This is a genomic window from Rhodococcus sp. NPDC057014 (assembly GCF_042673295.1).
Lineage (GTDB): Bacteria > Actinomycetota > Actinomycetes > Mycobacteriales > Mycobacteriaceae > Rhodococcus_F.
The window spans coordinates 6424-24610 of sequence record NZ_JBHUSF010000113.1 but is presented as its reverse complement, the minus strand read 5'-3'; the positions used below and the strand labels follow the sequence as shown (position 1 = coordinate 24610).

At 71.4% G+C, this 18187-nt stretch carries 4 protein-coding genes; all 4 read left to right on the top strand.

Annotated features, from left to right (window positions below):
* Positions 1-7073, top strand: a 7073-nt coding sequence (locus ACFTZB_RS22010; protein ID WP_378434047.1) for an amino acid adenylation domain-containing protein, incomplete at its 5' end; no start/stop codon positions are given.
* Between the two features lie 20 nt (positions 7074-7093).
* Positions 7094-11533, top strand: a complete 4440-nt coding sequence (locus tag ACFTZB_RS22005; RefSeq protein ID WP_378434046.1) for a condensation domain-containing protein — start codon at positions 7094-7096, stop codon at positions 11531-11533.
* Complete coding sequence (locus ACFTZB_RS22000; RefSeq protein WP_378434045.1) at positions 11530-12390, top strand: 3-hydroxyacyl-CoA dehydrogenase family protein; 861 nt, start codon at positions 11530-11532, stop codon at positions 12388-12390. Before ACFTZB_RS22005 ends, ACFTZB_RS22000 begins: the two co-directional genes overlap by 4 nt.
* A partial coding sequence (locus ACFTZB_RS21995) for an amino acid adenylation domain-containing protein (RefSeq protein ID WP_378434044.1) occupies positions 12377-18187 on the top strand: 5811 nt, incomplete at its 3' end. The genes ACFTZB_RS22000 and ACFTZB_RS21995, both read left to right, overlap by 14 nt.

The following is an 18187-nucleotide window of genomic DNA, read 5'->3' as shown; positions in this document are numbered from 1 at the left end:
GGAACCCCGGCGCCACCGCCGTCGTGTCGGGCGGCGAGCGCATCACGTACGGCGAACTCGACGCCCGGTCGAACCGCCTTGCCCGGCACCTCCTCTCGCTGGGGGTGGGCCCGGAGTCGACGGTCGCCGTCGCGATGCCGCGGACGGCAGCGCTCGTCGTCGCACTCGTGGCGGTCGTCAAGGCCGGGGCCGCGTACGTGCCCGTCGACGCGGATCACCCCGGTGAGCGTTCGGCGCTCGTCGTCGCCGACGCCCGGCCGGTGTGCGTGCTCGCGACCCGCGGCACCGCGGCCACACTGCCCGTGCCGGACGTTCCAATCCTGCTGCTCGATTCGACGGACCCCGAACTCGACGGGCGATCCGCGGACCCGCTGACCGACACGGAGCGGGCACCGGCCGATCCGGACTCGCTGGCGTACGTCGTCTACACGTCGGGATCGACGGGTCGGCCGAAAGGTGTTGCGGTGTCGCACCGCAACGTGGCGTCCCTCTTCACCGGCACCCGGGACCTGTTCCGGTTCGACGACACCGACGTGTGGACCATGTTCCACTCCCCGGCGTTCGACTTCTCGGTGTGGGAGTTGTGGGGCGCGCTGCTGCACGGCGGAACGCTCGTCGTCGTCGACCTCGACACCGCCCGGACACCCGCCGCGTTCCTCGCGCTGCTGCGCCGCGAGCGGGTGACGGTGCTGAGCCAGACGCCGACGGCGTTCTCCCAGCTGATCGAGGCCACCGAGGCCGACGGCGACGCAGGCCCGACGTCGTTGCGCTACGTCGTGCTCGGCGGCGAGGCACTCGACTTCGGGCAGCTGGAACGCTGGTACTCGCGCCGTGGCGAGGACGCGCCCGTGCTCGTGAACATGTACGGCATCACCGAGACGACGGTGCACGTCACCCACCTCCTGCTCGGTCGCGCACTCGCCGCCGCCGCGTGGACGAGCCGGGTGGGGCGGGCGATTCCCGGGCTCCGGGTGGCGGTGCTCGACGCGCGGCTGCATCCGGTGCCGGTCGGTGTGGCCGGCGAACTGTACGTGGCGGGAACCCAGGTGGCGCGCGGCTACCTCGGCCGCGCCGGGCTCACCGCGTCCCGCTTCGTCGCGGATGCGTCGGGGGCCCGGATGTACCGGACCGGGGACGTGGTGCGGTGGCGGCGGGACGGCGGCCTCGACTACCTCGGGCGCGACGACCTCCAGGTCGAGATCCGCGGATTCCGCGTGGAACTCGGCGAAGTCGAGTGGGTGCTGGGCCGGTGCGACGGTGTCGCGCAGGCCGTGGTGACGCTGCACGAGGATCCGGTGACCGGCCCGGCGCCCGCCGCGTACGTGGTGCCCGAGGCCGGTGCGGTCGTCGATCCGGCGGCCGTGCTGGAGTTCGCGGCAACCGCGCTGCCGTCGTACATGGTCCCGGCGTCGGTGACGGTCCTCGAGCGGCTGCCGCTCACCGTCAACGGGAAACTGGACCGGGCGGCACTTCCGGCGCCCGCCGACGACTCCGGCGCCGACTTCGTGGCACCGGGCACCCCCGCCGAGGAGTCGATCGCGGTCGTGTTCGCCGCGCTGCTCGGCGTGCGCGCGGTCGGGGTCGACGACGACTTCTTCGCGCTCGGCGGCAACTCGCTGGTCGCGGCGAAGATCGTGGCGCGGATTCAGGCTGTGCTCGGTGCGGCCGTGGGAGTGCGCGACGTCTTCGAGGCGCGGACCGTGCGGTCGCTCGCCGCCCGTGTGGCGCGGGCGGACTCGGCGAGCAGGCCGCCGCTGGTGGCCGGCGACCGGTCCGCGGCGGCGCCGGTGTCGCTGGCGCAGACGCGGATGTGGTTCCTCGACCAGTTCGACACGACGTCGCCCGCCTACAACATCGCGGCCGCCTTCCGGTTGCGCGGCCCGCTCGACGTCGCCGCACTGCACGAAGCGCTGACGGACGTCGTGGAACGGCACGAGGCGTTGCGGACGATCTTCCCGATGCGGGGCGACACGCCCGTGCAATCGGTCATTCCGGCGGCGGACGCACTGCGCCGCCTCCGCGCGGTACCGGTGTCGGGGGAGAGCGAACTCCGGGACCGGCTCGCCGCGGCACTGTCCGCGGGCTTCGAGGTGACCGCGCAGGTTCCGTTGCGGGCGCACCTGTTCGAGCTCGGCCCGCGTGATCACGCCCTCGCCCTGGTGGTCCACCACATCGCGGCGGACGCCTTGTCGCTGGGACCGCTCGCCCGGGACGTGACGTCCGCCTACACCGCGCGGGTGCGGGGGCATGCACCGGATTGGGTGCCGCTCCCGGTGCAGTACTCCGACTACAGCGTCTGGCAGCGGACGCTGCTCGGAGCGGAGGACGATCCGGGCTCGCTGATGTCCCGCCAGCTCGGGTACTGGCGTTCCGCGCTCGCCGACGCGCCGATCGTCACGGACCTGCCGATGGATCGCCCCCGCCCCGAGCACCGGACGCTCGCCGGCGCGCGGGAGTCGTTCGACATCGGGGACCGCCTGCACCGGAAGGTGGTCGCTCTGGCGCGGGAACACGATGCGACGGTGTTCATGGTGACGCACGCGGCGTTCGCGGTCCTGGTGTCCCGCCTGGGGAGCACCGCCGACGTGATGATCGGATCGGCGGTGGCGGGGCGTGGAGAGGCCGTCCTCGACGACGTGGTCGGGATGTTCGTCAACACGCTGGCGCTGCGCACCCCGGTCCGCGGGGCCGACTCGTTCGCCGCGGTGCTCGCCGCCGTGCGGGACCGCGACCTGGAGGCGTTCGCGCACGCGGAGGTGCCGTTCGAGCGGGTCGTCGAGGCACTCGCACTGCCGCGCACCACCGCCCACGCCCCGCTGTTCCAGGTGCTGTTCGAGTTCCAGGACGTCGAGCGGCCCACCCCCAGCCTGCCGGAACTGGACGTGGACGAGATCGACCTCGGTGTCTCCGTCTCCACGTTCGACCTGCAGCTGACCCTGGCAGAGCGGTTCGGGGAGGACGGGGCGCCCGCCGGGATCAGCGCCGGATTCACGTATGCCACCGACATCTTCGACGCCGCGACCGTCCGGAAGTTCGCCGAACGCTACGTGCGGCTCCTCGACACGGTGGTCGCCGACCCGGACGTTCCGCTGGCCCGGTTCGATCTGCTGTCCCCCGGCGAACGCGAGGCGTTGGTGCCCGTGCGCGGTCGGCCCACCGGCACCACCCGGCTGCTGCCGGAGATCCTCTCCGCCGCGGCCGCCCGCGACCCGCACGCCGTCGCGCTGTCGTACGGCAACGCGGTGATGTCGTACCGCGAACTCGACGACTGGTCGAACCGCCTGGCGTGGGTGCTGATCCGCCGCGGAACCGGGCCGGAGGACCACGTGGCGATCGGGCTCGTCCGATCCGTGGAACTGGTGGTGGCGGTGTGGGCGGTCGCGAAATCGGGTGCGTCGTTCGTGCCGGTGGATCCGAGCCTGCCGTCCGCGAGGATCACCGACATCCTCGCCGACTGCGGGGCCGTGGTGGGACTCACCGTCGCCGAACAGCGCGACCGGATGCCGGACGGCGTGGAATGGCTGCACCTCGACTACCCGGGGCCGACACGGAGGTGGGAGTCCCGGTCGATCACCGACGAAGACCGGGTCGTGCCGCTGCGACCGGACCACCCGGCGTACCTGATGTACACGTCCGGGTCGACGGGCGCGCCGAAAGGTGTCGTGGTCCCGCACGCGGGGTTGCAGAACTTCACAATCGATCAACGCACGCGGTATGCGACGACGAACGCGTCGCGTGTGCTGAATCTCGCGTCGCCCGGCTTCGACGCGACGATGCTCGAATACCTGATGGCGTTCGGTGCGGGCGCGCGGCTGGTGATCGCGGCGCCGCACGTGTACGGCGGCGCCGCACTGACGGAACTGCTGGCGGCAGAGCGGATCACGCACGCATTCACCACCCCGGCGGTGCTGGCCACGATCGACCCGCGCGGCTTGCGGTTGCTGCGCGCCCTCGTCGTCGGCGGCGAACGCTGCCCGCCGGAGTTGCTGGCCCGCTGGGCGTCCGGGCGCACCCTGCTCGTCGGCTACGGCCCGACGGAGACGACGGTGATGTCGAACATCGGCGACCCGATGGCCCCCGGTGACCCCGTGCGGATCGGCCACCCGATGCGCGGTGTCCGCGAACTCGTCCTCGACGAGTGGTTGCGGCCGGTGCCCGTCGGCGTGGTGGGTGAGCTGTACGTGCTGGGGGACGGTCTGGCACGCGGCTACCACCGGCGGGCAGGCGCGACCGCCGCCGCGTTCGTGGCGAACCCGTTCGACCACCCGGGCTCGCGGATGTACCGCACCGGAGATCTGATGCGGTGGACGAAGGACGGTCGGCTGGAATATCTGGGCCGCAACGACTTCCAGGTCAAGCTGCGCGGCCAGCGGGTCGAGCCGGGGGAGGTGGAGGCGGCGCTCACCCGCTGCCCCGGTGTCGCGCAGGCGGTGGTCGTAGTGCGCCGCACACCCGCCGCCGAGGCGGTCCTCGCCGGATACGTCACGGCCGAGGACGGCGCGGATCTCGACACCACGGAGGTGCTGCAGTTCGCCGGATCGGTGCTCGCCCCGTTCATGGTGCCCGCCTCGGTGACCGTACTCGACCGGCTTCCGCTCGGCGCCAACGGCAAGGTCGACCGGCACGCGCTGCCCGAACCCGAATTCGCCCCCCGCATCTTCCGTGCGCCCGGCACCCCGTTCGAGTCCGCGGTGGCCGACGTGTTCGCCGAGGTCCTCGGAACCGGTGTCGTCGGAGCCGACGACGACTTCTTCGCGTCCGGCGGCAACTCGCTGACCGCGACACAGGTGGTCGCGCGCATCAACTCCGCGCTCGATGCCGACGTCGGTGTGCGGGACGTGTTCGAGGCCCCGACCGTGCGGGCGCTCGCGGCACGGATCGCCCGGGAGACCGCGGGCGGCGAGGCCCGGCCCACGGTGGCGGTGCCCCGGCGCCCGGACCCGGTGCCGCTGTCGTGGGCGCAGCACCGGATGTGGCTCCTCAATCAGTTCGACCCGTCCTCGCCTGCGTACAACGTCGCGATGATCGTCCGGCTGTCGGGCGACCTCGACGTCGACGCGCTCACCGCCGCGCTCGCCGACGTCGTGGAGCGGCACGAATCGCTGCGCACCCGGTACCCGTACGGCGACACCGGACCCACCCAGGTGATCGTCGGCGCGGGGCACGTCGCGCAACTCACCGTGTCGACGTCCGAAGATCCCGTACCCGGCCAGATCTCGGAACTCGTGTCCGCGGGATTCGATGTCGCCGCCGAAGTGCCGATGCGGGCCCGGCTGTTCGCACTCGGCGACCGGGAGCACATCCTCGTCGTCGTGGTGCACCACATCGCCGCCGACGGGTTCTCGATGGTCCCGCTCGCCCGCGACGTGCTGACCGCCTACACCGCGCGGTCCGAGGGTTGCGCGCCGGGCTGGGAGCCGCTGCCGGTGCAGTACCCCGACTACACCGTGTGGCAGCGGGAACTCCTCGGCTCGCAGGACGATCCGCACTCCCTGCTCTCCCGGCAACTCGACTACTGGCGGTCCGCGCTCGCCGATGCGCCCGCCGTGACCGAGTTGCCCACGGACCGTGACCGTCCGCCCCGTCGGTCGGCCGCGGGTGACCGGGTGACGTTCACGATCGGCGCCGACCTGCACCGCGAGGCGGTGGCGTCGGCGCGGATCCGGCGGTGCACCGTCTTCATGATCGTGCACACCGCCCTCGCGGTGTTGCTGTCCCGTTCGGGTGGTTCCGGCGACGTGGTGATCGGGTCGCCGGTCGCAGGCCGGGGCGAGGCCGTCCTCGACGACGTGGTGGGCATGTTCGTCAACACCCTCGTGCTGCGGACCCACGTGTCGGGGACGTTCGACACTCTGCTGGAGCGGGTCCGCGAGACCGACCTCGCGGCCTACGCCCACGCCGACGTGCCGTTCGAGCGGGTGGTGGAGGCGCTGAACCCGCCGCGCTCCCAGTCCCATTCACCCCTGTTCCAGGTGTTGCTCGAATTCCGGAACACCGAGAACCCCGATCTCGCCCTCCCGCACCTCGAGGCCGAAGTCCTCGAACCGGACGTCGAGGTGTCCCTGTTCGACCTGCACCTGACGGTGCGGGAGCGTTACGACGAGTGCGGAACACCGGAAGGGATGACGGCCGGGTTCACCTACACCACCGACATTTTCGACGAGGCGACCGTGCGAGCTCTCGCCGGGCGGTTCACCCGGATCCTCGCCGCGTCCGTCGCGGATCCGAGTGTCCCCGTCGGCGACGTCGACCTGTTGGCCCCGGACGAGCGCACCCGCATCCGCGAATGGAGCACGGCGGCCCGGACGTTCGTGCTCGACCCCCGGCTGCAGCTCACCCCGGAGGGCGTGACCGGCGCGGTGTATGCCGGCGACACGCGGGAGCCCCACACGTCGGCGCGCGCGACGGCCACCACATTCGTCGCGAACCCGTTCGGGCCCCCGGGCTCCCGGATGGTCCGCACGGGCGGACACGCTCGGTGGAACCGGTCCGGACGACTGCTGGCGGTCGACGCCGCCGGATCGCCGGCACGCTCGGTCGCGGACGCCGTGGCGAATCACCCGGCGGTCCGTGAGGCAGTGGTCCTCACGACCGCGACCGGTGTGACCGCCTTCTGGGTGCCTGCGGCCGCGGCGGCCGTGCTGCCGACTGCGGAGGACCTGCAGGAGTTCAGTGCCGGACGGCTCGACGCCCGCTCGGTGCCCACCCGGTTCGTCGCACTCGGGGCCGTCCCGCGAACGGCGGGCGGCGAGGTGGACGAGAACGCGCTGCGCGCACTCGTGTCCGAGGCGGAGCCGGCGGCGCGGCCACGCTGGACGGCGCTGCAACGGTCGGTGGCCGAACACTGGGCGGCCGTGCTCGGGCACGACGACTTCGGCCCCGAAGACGGATTCTTCGACGTCGGCGGCAACTCCCACCGCGTCGTGGAACTGCAGCGGCGTCTCGACGGGCAATGGCCCGGCGCCCTGAGGGTGGGTCAGCTGTTCGATCTCGTCACCGTGGCGACGCAGGCCGAGGCGCTCACGCATTCCACCGGCAGCGAGGCGTCCGCGCCCGCCACCTACGAGTTCTGACCAGCAGGGAGGAGGCAACCGTGACCGTGCGACATCCCACACCGGACGACGACATCGCCGTGGTCGGTATCGCCGCGCGCTACCCCGAGGCCGCAAACCTGGCGGAGTTCCGCGCCAATCTCGCGGCGGGCCGGGATTCGGTGCGTCCACTGTCGCGGTCCCGGGCCGAGGCGACCGGGCTGGGGCCTCCGTCCCACTACCACCCGATGGGGTTCGTCGAGGACATCTCCACGTTCGACTACTCCTACTTCACCCTGTCGAAACGGGAAGCGTCGCTGATCGATCCGCAGCAGCGGCTCGCGCTGGTCCTCGCGTATCAGGCGGTCGAGGACGCCGGGTACGCGGTGACCGACTTCCGGGACAGCGCGACGGCGGTGGTGTTCAGTGCCGCCGCGTCGACGTATCCGGCGATGTGGGCGGAACCGGGTGTGCTGAGCACCCTGGGCAACGTTCCGTTCGCCGTCCCTGCCCGGATCGCGTATCACCTCGGCCTCACCGGCCCCTGCTACGCCGTCGATTCGGGATGCAACGGGTCGCTCATCGCCGTGCACCACGCCTGCCGGGAGCTGCGGTCGGGCGACGCCGACTTCGCCATCGCCGGCGGAGTGAGCCTGCGCGTGAACGGTATCCGCGCCGAAATGGCGGAGGGGTCCGCGGAACTGATGTCACCCGGCGGCCGCTGCCGCGCATTCGACGCCCACGCGGACGGCACCGCGGTCGGGGAGGGCGGGGCGGCGCTTCTGCTCACCACGATGGCCCGCGCCCGCGCCGACCGCCTCCCGGTCCACGCCGTGATCCGCGGCACCGCCACGGTGTCCAGCGGTCATTCGTCCGCGACCATCAGTTCCCCGAGCGCCCGGGCGCAGGTGGCCGTCATCTCCCGGGCCTGGCAGAACGCGGGCCTCACCCCGGGCGACGCCGGGTACCTGGAGGCGCACGGTTCGGGAACCCCGCTCGGCGACGCCGTCGAACTCGAAGGGATCGCGGCCGCGTTCCGGGACCGCCCGGGCGTCCTGCCGATCGGATCGGTGAAGACCAACATCGGGCACCTCGACCACGCGGCCGGGGTATCCGGCCTGGTGAAGGCGATCATGGCCGTCGAGCACGGCGAGCTGTACCCGTCGCTGCACTTCGAACACCCCACCGGCGGAGTCGATCTGGCGGGCATCGGCATCGAGGTGGTCACCGGGGCCCGGATGTGGAGCGAGGACACCGGGCCGCGGCGGGCGGGGGTGAGTTCGTTCAGCCTCGGCGGCATCAACGCGCACTGCGTGGTGGAACAGCCACCGGAGCGCGCCGTCGCCGTCCGACCCGACACCGGCACCGCCCGGCTCGTGGGGGTGTCGGCGAAGAGCGTGGGCGCGCTGGCCGCGCTGTGCGCCGAACTGGCGACGGCCGTGCGCGCGTACGACCTCGACGACGTCGTCTTCACCCTCAACCGGGGCCGGCCGTACCACGACCACCGGGTGGCCGTGCAGGCACGCAGCATCGCCGAACTCTCGCGGTCGCTCGCCGTGCGTGCCGCGGAACTCGGCGGCCGCGGCGAGAACCCCGCACCGGCCATTCGTCCGCGCCCGGCCGTGGCGTTGCTGCTGTCACCCGACCGGATGCCTGCCGCATTGCGCGGCCGCGACCTGCCGCCGGAGCTTCCCGCCACCGGCGACGAGGCGGACCTCCTCGCCGGACAGATTGCCGTACACGGGGAACTCCGCGCCGCCGGCGTCACCGTCGACGCAGTCCTCAGCGGCGGAGTGTCCCGCTACGCCGCCCGGTACCTGCGGGATCCACTGTCGGCGGTGGACGCCGCCGACCTCGCGGCCGCGGCCGCGAACCCCGCGATCGACACCGACAGGCTCGTCGCCGTCGCGAAGGGAATGCTCGCGGACGGACCCGTCGTCTTCGTCGAGCCGAGCCCGGCGGGGCGCCTCGGCGCACTACTTGCCGACGCGCTCCGGGACGCCGTCATCCTGCGGGCACCGGACACGTTCGAGGCGACCATGCACCTCCTCGCCGGTCTGTACGAGCGCGGCGTCGATCTCGACTGGGCGGCCGTCGACGTCGCCGACGACTCCGCCTGGCGGGTACGCCTGCCCGGGCACCCGCTGCGCGGTTCGCGGTGCTGGTTCGACCTTCCCGGCGGGCCCGACCGGACCGGCACACCCGAAGTTCCTTCGGCGGAGCCGAGCCCGCAGCCGGTGACGGCGGCACCGGAAGACAGCCTCGACTGGCTGCAGACCACACTGCGCGAACTGCTCCACACGGAGCACGACGTCGGCGCCGAGGACGACTACTTCGACCTCGGCGGAAACTCGCTCATCGGCATGCAACTCGTCGACCGGGTGTCGGACCGGTACGGGGTGCGGCCCAAACTCATCGACCTCTACGAGCGGCCGAAGGTGTCGGACTTCGCCGCCCTCCTCGCCGGCGGCACCTCCGCGGCCGGTGGGCTGCCCCCGATCACACCGCGCGGCCGACACGTGATGTCGTTCGGCCAGGTACGCATGTGGTTCCATCATCAGCTCGACGCCGCCACCACCATCTACAACCTCCCGATGGTCAGCGACCTGCACGGTCCGATCGACGAATCCGCCGTCCGCGGAATGTGGGACGATCTCGCCGCGCGGCACCGGGTGCTGCTGTCCAACTACGTCGAGGTCGACGGGGAGCCGGAACTGCGCATCCGCGACTCCCTCGGCGACTTCTTCCGCACCGCCGACGTGTCGAGTGAACCGGATCCGGTGGCCGCGGCCCGCGCACTCGTACACGAGGCCGCGGCGGCGCCGTTCGATCTGGCCACCGACCCGCTCGTGCGGGCACTGCTGATCAGGCTCGGCCCGGACGAGCACGTCCTGCAGGTCACTACCCACCACTCCGTCAACGACGGGGGTTCGCCGAGAATCTTCGAGCAGGAACTGCCCGCCCTCTACGCGGCCCGCCGCGCCGGTCGCCCCGCCGACCTCACGCCGCTCCCCGTCCAGTACTGGGACTACGCCCTGTGGCAGCGGGAGCTGATCGCGAGCGCCGCGCTCGACGGCGAACTCGACTACTGGCGAACAGCGCTGCACGACGTTCCGCTGCTGCGGCTGCCCACCGACTTCCCGCGCCCGGAGCGGAAGAACTTCACCGGGGCGTTCCACACGTTCACCGTCTCCGAAGAACTGACCCGGAGCCTGCGGGACGTGGCGCGGCGGGAGTCCGTGTCGCTGTTCGTGGTGCTGCTCTCCGCGTTCTACCTCCTCATGGCCAGCCGCAGCCACCAGCGCGACCTCGTGGTCGGGACACCGACGACCGGACGCAACCGGCCGGAACTGTCCGGCATGATCGGGTACTTCAACAGCACGGTGGCCCTGCGCGCCGACCTGTCCGGGGAACCGAGCATCGCGGAACTGTGCGGGCGGGTGCGGGACGTCGTGCTCGGTGCCCTCGAACACCAGGAGATCCCGTTCGACCGCGTCGTCACCGCACTCACCGGCGACCGGGACCTCAGCCGGACACCACTGTTCGACGTCTGCCACGTCCACCAGGAACTGCCGGCGCTGCAGTCGCAGCACGGACTCACCGAGACGCTGTTCGACCAGGACGACCCCGCCGCCATCGCGTTCGGCGGGGTGCCGTCGGGCACGGCCAAGTTCGATCTCACCCTCGTCACCACGGAACGGGGCGGCGAGGACGACATGGCCGCGGGACTCGAGTTCAGCACGGAACTGTTCACCGAACAGACCGCCGCCGCGCTGTGCGACGAATACGTCCGCATCCTGGAAGGAATCGTGGGATCGTCTCGCACGCAGACTATTTCGATGTTCCTCACCGACTCGTCACCGGCGCCTGCGACTGCATCGCCTGTGCCGCTTTCGGTCGCGCCACCACTGGTCCCGGCCGACCGGCCCCGGCAGCCCGCCGACGGCGCCGGGTCGCCGAGCTATTCCGTGGCACGGGTGACGGCGACGCTCGACGGAAACCCGGATCTTCCGGAACTGCTCGCCGCCTGGCTCACGCTGCTCGCCTGGTACACCGCCCAGGACGAGGTGGCGGTGGCCGTGTCACGGATCGTGGCCGTGGACCTGTCCGCGGAACCCACGTACCCGGAACTGGTGGAGACCGTGCGCCGGGAGCTGTCCTCGGATAGCCGCGCGGCCGACACCGCGGCGCAGCACTTCCCGGTGCGGTGCGACGGCGAACGCGGCACCGTCGACGTCCCGGCGGGCCCGTCACCGGTCGAACTCCGGCTGTCGTGGACGCGCGGACCCTCGGCACTCACCCTCCAACTCGACTACGCCGCCGACCTCTTCGACGCGAGCACCGCCGGGGCGATGCTCGCCGACCTCCGCCGGCTGCACGCCGGACTGGTAGCTCATCCCGACGTGCCCGCCCAGGAGGTGGCGATGGAATACGTGCATCAGGACGACACCGGCTTCACCACCGGCTTCACCACCGGCTTCACCTCGGGGGCAGCGCGATGAGCAGCGACAGCGCACTGAGCATCGGTGTGGTGGGGGCGGGAACCATGGGCGCCGGGGTGGCCGAAAGTCTGGCCCGCGCCGGCCACGACGTCACCGTCGTCGACCCCGACCAGCAGGCCGTCGAACAGGCCCGGTCCCGGATGCGCGACTCACTGCGGCTGGCGATACTCCTCGGCCGGACCGGCGGCCCGAAACCCGCCGAGGTCACCGCGCGGGTGCACTGGACCGGGCAGCTCACCGATCTGCGCGACGCCGCCGTCGTCATCGAGTGCGTCCCCGAGCGAATCGACCTCAAGGAGAAAATATTCGCCGAACTCGACCGGGTCTGCGCGCCCGGCACACTGATCGCGTCGTGCACGTCGGGCATCCCCGTCGACCGGCTCGCGGCGAGCACCACCAGGCCGGAACAGGTGGTCGGGCTGCACTTCATGAACCCGGCACCGCTCAAGGACACCGTCGAGGTGGTGCGGGGGCCGCGGACGTCGCCGCAGTCGCTGGACCGTGCGCTGGCTCTCCTCACCTCATTGGGCAAGACCGGCATGGTCGTCGGCGACGGCCCCGGCTTCCTGTTGAACCGGGTCCTCATGCTCTGTATCGCCGAGGCGGCGGCCGCCGTCGGCGACGGGATCGCCGACGCGGACACCACCGACGCGTTGTTCGAGGGCTGTCTCGGCCACCCGATGGGACCGCTGCGCACCGCCGACCTGATCGGCCTGGACAACGTCCACGACACGATGACCGCGCTGCGCGAGTTGACCGGCGACGACCACTACCGCCCGCCGGCGACGCTCGTCGCCCTGGTCGAGGCCGGGCACCTGGGGCGCAAGACCGGGCGGGGATTCCATGAGTACCGGTGAGGTGCTGCCCCTCACCTACGACCAGATCGCGGTACTCCGCGCCCGTCTCGCCGACACCACGTTCGGCCAGTACCTCGAACTCGAGGGTCCGCTCGACGAAGACCGGTTCTGCCGCGCACTACACCGGACGCTGTCCGAATGCCACGGCCTGCATGCCACATTCGTACTCGACGGCCCCGAACCCGGACAGATCATCGGAACCGCGGTCACCGGTCCCGACGTCCTCGACGTCACCGCCCCCGGACTGCCCGCCACGACGTGGATCGACCGGGAACTGGCTCGGCCGATGGACCCCGCCTGCGGGCCGCTGTACGTGCACGTCCTGTTCCGGCTGCCGCACGGCCGGTACGGCTGGTTCCAGCGTTACCACCGCCTGGTCAACGACGAGCCGGGGATGGCGGCGATCGTCCGCCGCACCGTCGAGGCTTACGAATCGGGGGAGGCGGCCACGACCGCGCCGCCGGAGACCCGGCCGTTCGCACCGCCCACCGCGCCGCTGACGTCCGACGCCCGCTACCGCGAGAGCGTCGCGTGGGCGGACGACCGGCACTACTGGGAGCAGGTGCTGGACGGAGCACCGCGACAGGAGGTCCCACCCGGACCGGTCCCCGAAGGCGAGAACCAGCGCCACGCCACCATCCCCGCCGACGGCGCCCTCGTGCGGCTCGCGCGCCGTAGCGGCGGCGGCCCGGCAGCGGTCCTGCTCGCCGCACTGGCCGTCTACGCCCACAGCCGCACCGGCGTCGACGACGTGGTGATCGGACACCGGGAGCACGGCTCTGTCACACCCGTGCGGCTCACCCTCACACCGGATCTCACGTTCGACACACTGACCCGGCGCGTGGGACTGCAACTCCGCAGGTCCCGCAGGCACCGGTTCCTCGCCTCCGAAGACGCTGCGGGAGAACCGTGGTCGGTGACCGGCGGTATGCGCGAACCCCTCGGTGTCGAGCGCATCGGTGAGGGTGCCGTCGCCGTCGTGCAGCGGTGGCACGGCGCCGGCGACGGAGCGTTCGTGGAACTGGAGGACCGGGACGGCACCTGGGTCGTCGACACGCACGGCCCGGCCGACGCCCGGCAGGTCGCCGAAATCCTCACTGCCGCAGCCGCGGATCCGGGTGTCAGTGTGTGGGGGTCGGGTGTGGGGTTGGTGTGTGGTGGGTCGGGTGTGGGGGTGCGGTTGTTGCCGGAGATTTTGGCGGGGGGTGTGGGTTTGGGTGGGGGTGGGGTGGCGGTGTCGTGTGGGGGTGTGGAGTTGTCGTATAGGGAGTTGGATGGGTGGTCGAATCGGTTGGCGCGGGTGTTGATTGGTTGTGGGGTGGGTCCGGAGGTGGTGGTGGGGGTGGTGGTGCCGCGGTCGGTGGAGTTGGTGGTGGCGGTGTGGGCGGTGGTGAAGTCGGGGGGTGTGTTCGTGCCGGTGGATGTGGGGTTGCCGGTGGGGCGGGTGCGGGAGGTGTTGGTGGATTCGGGTGCGGTGGTGGGGTTGTCGGTGTCGGGGGTGGTGGTGCCGTCGGTGGTGGAGTGGTTGCGGGTTGATGATGTGTCGGTGGTGGAGGGGGTGTCGGGGGAGTCGGTGTCGGAGGGGGAGCGGTTGGGTGGGTTGGGGGTGGGGAATGCGGCGTATGTGATGTATACGTCGGGGTCGACGGGGCGTCCGAAGGGGGTGGTGGTGTCGCATGGGGGGTTGGCGAATTTGGTGGAGGAGGTGCGGGTTCGGTTCGGGTTGTGGTCGGGGTGTCGGGTGTCGCATGTGTCGTCGCCGGGTTTTGATGCGGCGGTGTATGAGTGGTTGATGGCGTTTTCGGTGGGGGCGTGTTTGGTGGTGGCGCCGCCGGGGGTGTTCGGGGGTGCGGTGTTGGGGGAGTGGTTGGAGGGGGAGGGGGTGTCGCATTGTTTTGTGACGCCGTCGGTGTTGGGTTCGGTGGAGGGGTCGTTGGGTTCGGTGCGGGTGTTGGTGGTGGCGGGGGAGGTGTGTGGTCCGGAGTTGGTGGAGCGGTGGGGTGTGGGTCGGGAGTTGTTCGATGCGTATGGGCCGACTGAGGTGACGGTGCAGGCGACGGTGAGTGGGGCGTTGGTGCCGGGGGGTGGGGTGACGGTGGGTGGTCCGGGGGTGGGTGTTGAGGTGGTGGTGTTGGATTCGTGGTTGCGGCCGGTGCCGGTGGGGGTGGTGGGGGAGTTGTATGTGGGGGGTGTGGGGTTGGCGCGGGGGTATCACGGGTTGGTGGGGTTGACGGCGGTGTCGTTTGTGGCGAGTCCGTTTGGGGTGGGGGTGCGGTTGTATCGGACGGGGGATTTGGTGCGGTGGGATGGGTTGGGGTCGTTGGTGTTTGTGGGGCGGGCTGATTTTCAGGTGAAGGTGCGGGGGCAGCGGGTGGAGTTGGGGGAGGTGGAGTCGGTGTTGGTGTCGTGTCCGGGGGTGGGTGCGGCTGTGGTGGTGGTGGGTTCGGGTGGTGGGTTGGTGGGGTATGTGGTGCCGGAGGTGGGGGTTCGGGTGGATTCGGGTGCGGTGGTGGAGTTTGCGGGGTCGGTGCTGCCGGGGTTCATGGTGCCGTCGGTGGTGGTGGTGTTGGGGGAGTTGCCGGTGACGGTGTCGGGGAAGGTGGACCGCGCCGCACTACCCGAACCGGACACGGCCCCCCGGGGGCCGGACCGCGCACCGCGCAGCGCTGCCGAAGACACACTGGCGTCCGTGTTCGCCGAGGTCCTCGGCGTCGAGAAGGTCGGATTCGACGAGTCGTTCTTCGCCCTGGGCGGCGACAGCATCCTGTCCATCCGCCTCGTATCACGCGCCAAGGCACGAGGGTTGGTGTTCACCCCGCAGCAGGTGTTCGAGCACCGGACGGTGGCCGCGCTCGCAGCGGCGTCGGAGATCGCGGACGGTGAGACCACGATCGCCCTCGCCGAATTCGAGGGCGGCGGAATCGGTACCTTCCCGCCCACCCCGGTGGTCCGGTACCTGATCGAGCGGGGTGGGCACTACGAGCGGTTCAGCCAGAGCGTGCTGCTCGACCTCCCGCGGACCGTCGACGCGGACCGGCTCCTCGCGACCGTCACCGCGGTGCTCGCGCGCCACGACATGCTGCGGTCGCGGTTGTATCGGGACGCGAACGGGCAGTGGCAGATGGAGACTCGCGCTCCGTCCGACGTCGGCGCCGCGTCACTGCTGCGGCGGGTCGTCGTCGACCCGGCCACCGATCCCGGCCTCGTGGCAGACCTGATCGCGACCGAGCACCAGGCCGCCGTGGAGAGACTGCGCCCGTCCGACGGGGTGGTCGTCCAGTTCGTGTGGCTCGACCCCGCGCCTGCCACCGCAACCCCGGGCCGATTGATCGTGGTGGCACACCACCTCGCGGTCGACGGGGTGTCGTGGCGGATTCTGCTGCCCGACTTCGTGACCGCCTGGCATCAGGTGGGCGCCGGGAGCGTGCCGGCACTCCCGGAACCGGCGACGTCGATGCGCCGGTGGGCGCACGCGCTGGCGGAGGAAGCCGGCCGGAGCGAGCGAATCGCCGAACTGGGGTGGTGGCAGTCCGTCGCCGGGGGACCCGATCCGCTGATCACCGACCGCCCCCTCGACCCGGGCGTGGACGTCGCCACCGCCCTGCAGGACGTGAGTGTCGAGACCTCCCCCGACGACACGTCCGTGCTGCTCACCCGGCTACCGGACCTCTATCACGGGGGCGCTCTCGACGTTCTGCTGACGGCACTGGTGGTGGCGTCGTCGAGGTGGCGAGCCGAACGGGGGATCCCCGGAACGTCGACGCTGATCCGATTGGAAGGGCACGGCCGGGAGCAGCAGGTCGTGCCGGGCGCCGACCTGTCCCGCACCGTCGGCTGGTTCACGACCGTCTTCCCGGTCCGCGTCGAACTCCGCGGCATCGACCTCGACGACGCGCTCGCCGGCGGCCACGGCCTGGGCAGCGCACTGAAGCGGGTGAAGGAACACCTCCGGGCGGTGCCGGATATGGGTATCGGCTACGGACTGCTCCGGTACCTCAACCCGGACACCGCGGGCAGCCTGCCGCACACCGAACCGGGGCAGATCAGTTTCAACTACCTCGGCCAGGTTCCGGATCCGTCCGCCGGCGACACCGCGGCCGGCTGGACCCCCGCCGACGGGTTCGGCGACCTCCGCTACGTCCCGGACCCGGACATGCCGGCGTCGGCCGCCCTCGAGATCACCGCGATCGTGATCGGCGGACGGCTCCGGGTCGGTTTCGGTTTCCCGCACACCCTGCTCGCGCGTGCCGACGTGGAGAGGCTGGCAACGCGATGGCGGGAGGCGCTGTCCGCCTTGGTGTCCCACGCACACAGCGGGGTCGCCGGTGGGCTCACGCCGTCGGACGTTCCCCTCGTCGACGTCACCCAGGACGACCTGGACACGTGGGAGGAGCACTTCGGAGCGCTGACCGACGTGTGGCCGCCCACCCCGCTGCAGGCCGGGTTGCTGTTCCACGCCCTGCTCGCGAAACCGTCGATCGACGCCTACACCGTGCAGGTGGAACTGCACCTCGAAGGTGCTTGCGACCCGGACCGGATGCGCCGTGCCGCGGCGGCACTACTCGAGCGGCACGCGAATCTGCGGGTGGCGTTCGTCCCCGCCCGGGACGGAACGTTCGTGCAGGTGGTGCCCGCGACCGTCGACGTACCGTTCCGCGAACTCGACCTCACCGGACTGCCGGAGGACGAGCGGACCACCGAACTGGAGCGCGTCCTCGCCGCCGAGCGGGCCGCGCCGTTCGACACGTCCCGGGCCCCGCTGCTGCGGTTCCTGCTCGTGTCGACCGGCAGCCGGGAATCGCGGCTCGTGTGGACCCACCACCACACCCTCCTGGACGGATGGTCGATGCCGCTCGCGATCCGCGAACTGCTCGCGCTCTATGTGGCCGGGGACGCCGATGCGTCGGCGCTGCCGCGGCCCCGGCCCTATCGCGACTTCCTGTCGTGGCTGCACCGCCGGGACGCGGCCGAATCGCGGGAGGCCTGGGCGACCGCACTCGCCGGCATCGACGGACCGACACTGCTCCTGCCCGATGCCCGGGGGCGGCAACTGTCGGCTCCCCCCGAGAGCGCCCAGTACACGGTGTCCGAGGAACTGACCGCCGACCTCACGAGCCTCGCGCGGACCCGCAACACGACACTGAACACGGTCACGCAGGTGGCGTGGGCCATCGTGCTGGGCGCCGTGACGTCCCGCGACGACGTGACGTTCGGGAGCACCGTGTCCGGGCGGTCGCCGCACCTGCCCGGGGTGGAGTCGATGATCGGGCTGTTCGTCAACACCGTGCCCACCCGTATCACTCTCGACCCCAGGGAGACCCTGGGTGCGCTGCTCGACCGGACGCAAGCGGAACAGGCAGCCCTCCTCGACCACCATCACCTCGGCCTCGCCGACATCCAGCGCGCGGTCGGCGCCGACATCGGGTTCGACACCGCGACCGTCTTCGAGTCGTACCCGATCGACCGGGGAGGCCTCACCGAGGACACCGATCTCGCCGGCATCCGGGTGGTCGACGTGCGCGGCGTCGACGCCACGCACTACCCGCTGAGTGTGGCCTTCTCCGTGGACACCCGGTTGCGCATGACATTCCACTACCGGCCCGACCTGATCGACCGGGCCACCGTCGACTCGATCGCGGGACAGGTCACCCGCGTGCTCGAGGCGATGGCGTCGGATCCGGGTGTGGGTGTGGGTGGGGTGGGTGTGTGGGGGTCGGGTGTGGGGTTGGTGTGTGGTGGGTCGGGTGTGGGGGTGCGGTTGTTGCCGGAGATTTTGGCGGGGGGTGTGGGTTTGGGT

Bases quoted from the DNA above. Each gene is read 5' to 3' on its own strand.
- ACFTZB_RS22000 (WP_378434045.1), top strand. From the start codon at position 11,530: ATGAGCAGCGACAGCGCACTGAGCATCGGTGTGGTGGGGGCGGGAACC.